This window comes from Clostridium sp. HV4-5-A1G (assembly GCF_900184915.1).
Classification (GTDB): Bacteria; Bacillota; Clostridia; order Clostridiales; family Clostridiaceae; genus Clostridium_B; species Clostridium_B aromativorans.
The window spans coordinates 1-4,937 of the sequence record NZ_FXYI02000224.1 but is presented as its reverse complement, the minus strand read 5'-3'; the positions used below and the strand labels follow the sequence as shown (position 1 = coordinate 4,937).

Sequence of the window (4,937 nt, the reverse complement as noted above, 5' to 3'; positions counted from 1 at the left end):
TTATTATATAGAGAAAATAATTAAATGTGATTATCTAGAAAACCTGATATTTTTAAAATATTTATGTATGAGAATCTTTATATTTCAAATAATAAGTTAAAGAAGATATACTTTCTACCCTAAAATTGAAGAAAATGGAATGATAAAAACAAAGGTGGAGAGAATTTCATGGGGACTCTAGACTCTATGAATATTATACATATCTATCTATAAATAATAAAGGAGGATGACAAGTTTTATGGTTAAGAATATGAAGACTATGGATGGAAATCAAGCTGCAGCCTATGCTTCTTATGCATTTACTGAGGTAGCTGCTATATATCCCATTACTCCATCTACTCCAATGGCCGAAGGTGTGGATGAATGGTCTGCCCATGGGAAAAAGAATATTTTCGGTCAGACTGTAAAAGTAGCTGAAATGCAATCAGAGGCAGGAGCAGCAGGGGCAGTGCATGGATCACTAGCAGCAGGGGCATTGACTACTACTTATACTGCATCTCAGGGGCTTCTGCTGATGATACCAAACATGTACAAAATAGCAGGAGAGCATTTGCCGGGAGTATTTCAGGTGAGCGCCAGAGCAGTTGCTACCCACGCACTTTCAATTTTTGGGGATCATCAGGATGTAATGGCCTGCAGACAGACGGGTTTTGCTCTTCTGGCATCTTCTAATGTTCAGGAAGCAATGGACCTGGGATTTGTTGCACATCTGAGTGCAATAGAGTCTAAAGTGCCATTTTTACATTTTTTTGATGGATTTAGAACCTCTCATGAATACCAGAAAATAGAGGTCATGGACTATGATGATATTAAACCATTGGTAGATTATGAGGCAATACAGGAATTTAGGGATAGGGCCTTAAATCCAGAACATCCAACAATTAAGGGAACTGCGCAAAATCCAGATATATATTTTCAGAGCAGAGAGGTTTCCAATAAATTTTATGAAAGAGTTCCTGAGATAGTAGAGAGCTATATGGAAGAAATAAATAAGATAACTGGGAGAAAATATAGACCTTTTGAGTATTATGGGCATAAAAATGCCAAATGTGTAATTGTGGCCATGGGATCCGTATGTGATACCATTGATGAAACTGTAGATTATTTAATTAAAGAGGGTAAAGAAGTCGGGTGTATAAAGGTGCACCTTTACAGGCCTTTTTCAAAAGAGCATTTTTTAAAGGTACTTCCCTCCACTGTTAGAAAAATCTCAGTTTTAGACAGGACCAAAGAACCGGGCTCTGTGGGGGAGCCTCTGTATCTGGATATATGCAAGATATTTTATGGGAGACAAAATGCACCTGCAATATTTGGTGGAAGATATGGGCTTGGTTCTAAGGATACCACCCCTTCCCAGATATTGTCTGTATTTGAAAACATGAGGGAAAGTGAGCCAAAAGAAAGGTTTACTATAGGCATAGTAGATGATGTTACCAATACTTCATTAAAAAATTATGGTACAATAGAAACCACTCCTGAGGGAACTATAAGCTGCAAATTCTGGGGACTTGGTTCTGACGGTACTGTGGGAGCCAATAAATCTGCCGTAAAGATCATAGGTGATAATACGGATCTTTATGCTCAGGCCTATTTTTCCTATGACAGCAAGAAATCTGGTGGAACTACGGTATCTCATTTGAGATTTGGGAAAAAGCCTATTAAATCACCTTACCTTGTGAATAGCGCGGATTATATAGCCTGTCACAATAGGTCTTTTATAAATAATTATGATATACTAAAAGGCTTGAAGAAAGGCGGGACTTTTGTATTAAACTGTCCCTGGAGTCAAGAGGAGTTGGATGAAAAACTTCCCCCATCCATGAAAAAATATATTTCTCAGAATAATATAAAATTTTATATTGTGGATGCAGTTAAGATTGCCAGAGAAATAGGCCTTGGCGGCAGAATAAATATGGTGATGCAGGCAGTGTTTTTTAAGCTGGCCAATGTTATACCAATAGGTAATGCCATTAGATATTTGAAGGAATCCATAGAGAAAACCTATGGACGTAAGGGGAAAAATATAGTTGAGATGAATGACAGAGCTGTGGATAGAGGACTGGAGGCTGTTGTAAAGGTAAATGTTCCTGAAAAGTGGAAAGACGCTGTAGAGGAAATGGAGATAATAAGAGATGAACCAGATTTTGTGAGAAATATTCAAAGACCTATGGCGAAAAATGAAGGAGATGATTTGCCTGTAAGTGCTTTCATTAATATAGCTGATGGGGTTTACCCTGTTGGAACCACAGCTTATGAGAAGAGAGGTATAGCAGTGACCATACCGGAATGGCAGATTGACAAATGTATACAGTGTAATCAGTGTGCCTTTGTGTGTCCACATGCTACTATAAGGTCATTCCTTCTAGATGAGGATGAGATAGAAAATTCACCTGAAAGTTTTGAGAGTAAAAAAGCTGTGGGCAGGGGGCTGGAAAAATTTAATTTTCGCATACAGGTAAGTCCTATGGATTGCACTGGCTGTGGAAATTGTGCGGATGTATGTCCGGCACCGGGAAAAGCTCTTGTTATGAAACCACTGGAAGAGAAGATGGAAGTGGAATCGAAAAATTGGGATTATGCTATGAGTATAGTCTCAAAAGAGGATGTAATGAGCAGGAATACCTTAAAGGGAAGTCAGTTTATAAAACCGCTTCTTGAGTTTAATGGGGCCTGCCCTGGGTGCGGTGAGACTCCTTATGTAAGACTTATAACTCAGCTCTTTGGAGAAAGAATGATGATTGCAAATGCCACAGGCTGCTCATCTATATGGGGTGCAAGCGCACCATCTATGGCCTACACTAAGAATTTAAATGGAAAGGGTCCATCTTGGGGGAACTCACTGTTTGAAGACAATGCTGAATATGGCTATGGTATGTTTTTGGCTGTAAAGCAGATGAGAGATAAAATTAAACTTCTTATGACCTCCTATTTAAAAGACTGCAAGTATGATAATATCAGAGAGGCCTTTAGTGAGTGGCTAAACACGATGGAAGATGGAAGTTTATCTAAGGTTTCTTCAGATAAAGTAGTAGAATCCATTGAATCCTGTGATTATAAAAAAGATCCTGTACTGAGAGAAATAATGGATAAAAGGGATTATCTGGTAAAAAAGTCCCAGTGGATAATAGGCGGAGATGGGTGGGCCTATGATATAGGATTCGGAGGTGTAGATCAAGTATTTCCAACTATAAAAAAAATAAATCTGTTTGTAATGGATACAGAGGTGTATTCTAATACAGGAGGACAGTCTTCAAAGGCGACTCAAACTGGTGCCGTGGCAAAGTTTGCAGCTTCGGGTAAAGTCCTTAAAAAGAAAGATCTAGGACTTATGGCAATGAGCTATGGATATGTATATGTAGCGCAGATCTCCATGGGGGCAAATATGAATCATGCTCTAAAAGTTATAACAGAAGCTGAAAACTATAGAGGGCCTTCGCTGATAATAGCCTATGCACCATGCATAAACCACGGTATAAAAACTGGTATGGGAACCAGCATAGCTGAAGAAAAAAAAGCAGTGGAATCTGGATATTGGCATCTATATAGATTTAATCCTCTATTGAAACTTGAGAATAAAAATCCATTTATTTTAGATTCTAAACCACCTAAATTATCTTTCAGGGATTATATAGAGGGAGAAATAAGATTTTCATCTCTCAAAAATACATTCCCGGAAAGGGTGGATGAACTATTTAAGTTATCAGAAAAAAATGCTATGGATAGATATGACATATACAAGAAACTATCTCAAATACAATAACTAGGCTAAAAATTATGGATCGCTTTAAAAATAGCGATCCATAATTTTTAGCCTATAATATAACTATTTGTTATATATTTTTTTGAGATTTCATTTTTCATTACTGTCTACCCATTCTTTAGAATTCTCAGTCGCGTTTTCATCTGGAATAGGTACCTTGGAAAGCGGTTTGATCTTAGTAATGTTTGCCCATGAAGCAGTTTCGTGATTTTCTATGATTTTTTCTCTATGATTTTTTTTATTTTTTGACATAGTTTATATCACCTCAATTTTAGTATTTTCGAAAAACCACAATATATAAGTGAAAAGTTTTTCTAATATTACGGCTTTTAATTACAATTTTTAAAAATTTTATAAAATACTATAAGGTAATAAGGTAATATGTAAATTCAATTATCCTCCTAAGGTTATATCTTGATTATTATACCATTTTAGGGCTTTTATAAGATGCTCGGCTTTGAAATCCGGCCAATAATCATCTATTATATAAAAATCTGAATATACTGATTGAACAGGAAGAAAACCGCTGAGTCTCCTTCTGCCGCCCCATCGTATTATCAGATCCACTCTTGATATATCATGGGAATTTAGAGATGAAATAATGGAATGTCTATTTGTAGTTCGGGAATGTTGTGTTTTTCCCAAATCCCATTCCCACCCGTAATTTACCAGAAAATTAAGTTTCATTCCACCGCTGCCTAAATTTTTTCTAATGGTATAGGGTAGAAGAGCTTTTGGAAACATATTAGAATCGGTATTTCCCACTACCAGTAGGGAAACATCCTCTTTAGAAAGCATTTTTACAGCTTCTACACATGCTTCAGTAAAAGCCTTTCTCTGAATCAATGGTCTTTTGGTATTATCTGTAGTAAAACCGTAATAGGTTAATTCTTTTATTCCTAATCTTTCGCATAGTTTAAATAATTTCATACCAGGGGTTAGACCAAAAACATAACCTTTTTCTTTACTCAATTTATTTTTTACAGCCCATCGTCTGTTTCCATCTGGAATTATACCTATGTGATTTGGTAATTTCATATGCATATCCCCCTTCAATACTGTCTTAAATTATAGCCAATAACTTTGGTTAATATTCTAAAATATATAAAATAAATTGATTTTGAGTAAAAAAATTTGAAATCTATATTTGGTTAGTATTTTTTATTATTTTTTAGTT

3 protein-coding genes are annotated in these 4,937 nt (G+C 36.1%); 1 reads left to right on the top strand and 2 read right to left on the bottom strand.

Features of this window, described 5'->3' with window-relative positions:
• Window positions 1-238 precede the first annotated feature (238 nt).
• Complete coding sequence (nifJ, locus tag J5G60_RS16630; protein ID WP_207876583.1) at window positions 239-3,760, top strand: pyruvate:ferredoxin (flavodoxin) oxidoreductase; 3,522 nt, start codon at window positions 239-241, stop codon at window positions 3,758-3,760.
• 90 nt (window positions 3,761-3,850) lie between these two features.
• Here nifJ and J5G60_RS16625 read toward each other — a convergent pair whose 3' ends face one another.
• Both J5G60_RS16625 and J5G60_RS16620 read right to left on the bottom strand, forming a co-directional pair.
• Window positions 3,851-4,012: a CDIF630_02480 family spore surface protein gene (locus J5G60_RS16625; RefSeq protein WP_150358519.1), complete on the bottom strand. Its 162-nt coding sequence runs from the start codon at window positions 4,010-4,012 to the stop codon at window positions 3,851-3,853.
• A gap of 141 nt (window positions 4,013-4,153) precedes the next feature.
• Complete coding sequence (locus tag J5G60_RS16620) at window positions 4,154-4,798, bottom strand: undecaprenyl diphosphate synthase family protein (RefSeq protein ID WP_150358520.1); 645 nt, start codon at window positions 4,796-4,798, stop codon at window positions 4,154-4,156.
• Window positions 4,799-4,937 lie beyond the last annotated feature (139 nt).

Excerpts from the sequence above, each read along its gene's own strand:
- J5G60_RS16620 (WP_150358520.1), bottom strand. The coding sequence starts at position 4,798 with ATGAAATTACCAAATCACATAGGTATAATTCCAGATGGAAACAGACGA.
- J5G60_RS16625 (WP_150358519.1), bottom strand. The coding sequence starts at position 4,012 with ATGTCAAAAAATAAAAAAAATCATAGAGAAAAAATCATAGAAAATCAC.
- nifJ (WP_207876583.1), top strand. The coding sequence starts at position 239 with ATGGTTAAGAATATGAAGACTATGGATGGAAATCAAGCTGCAGCCTAT.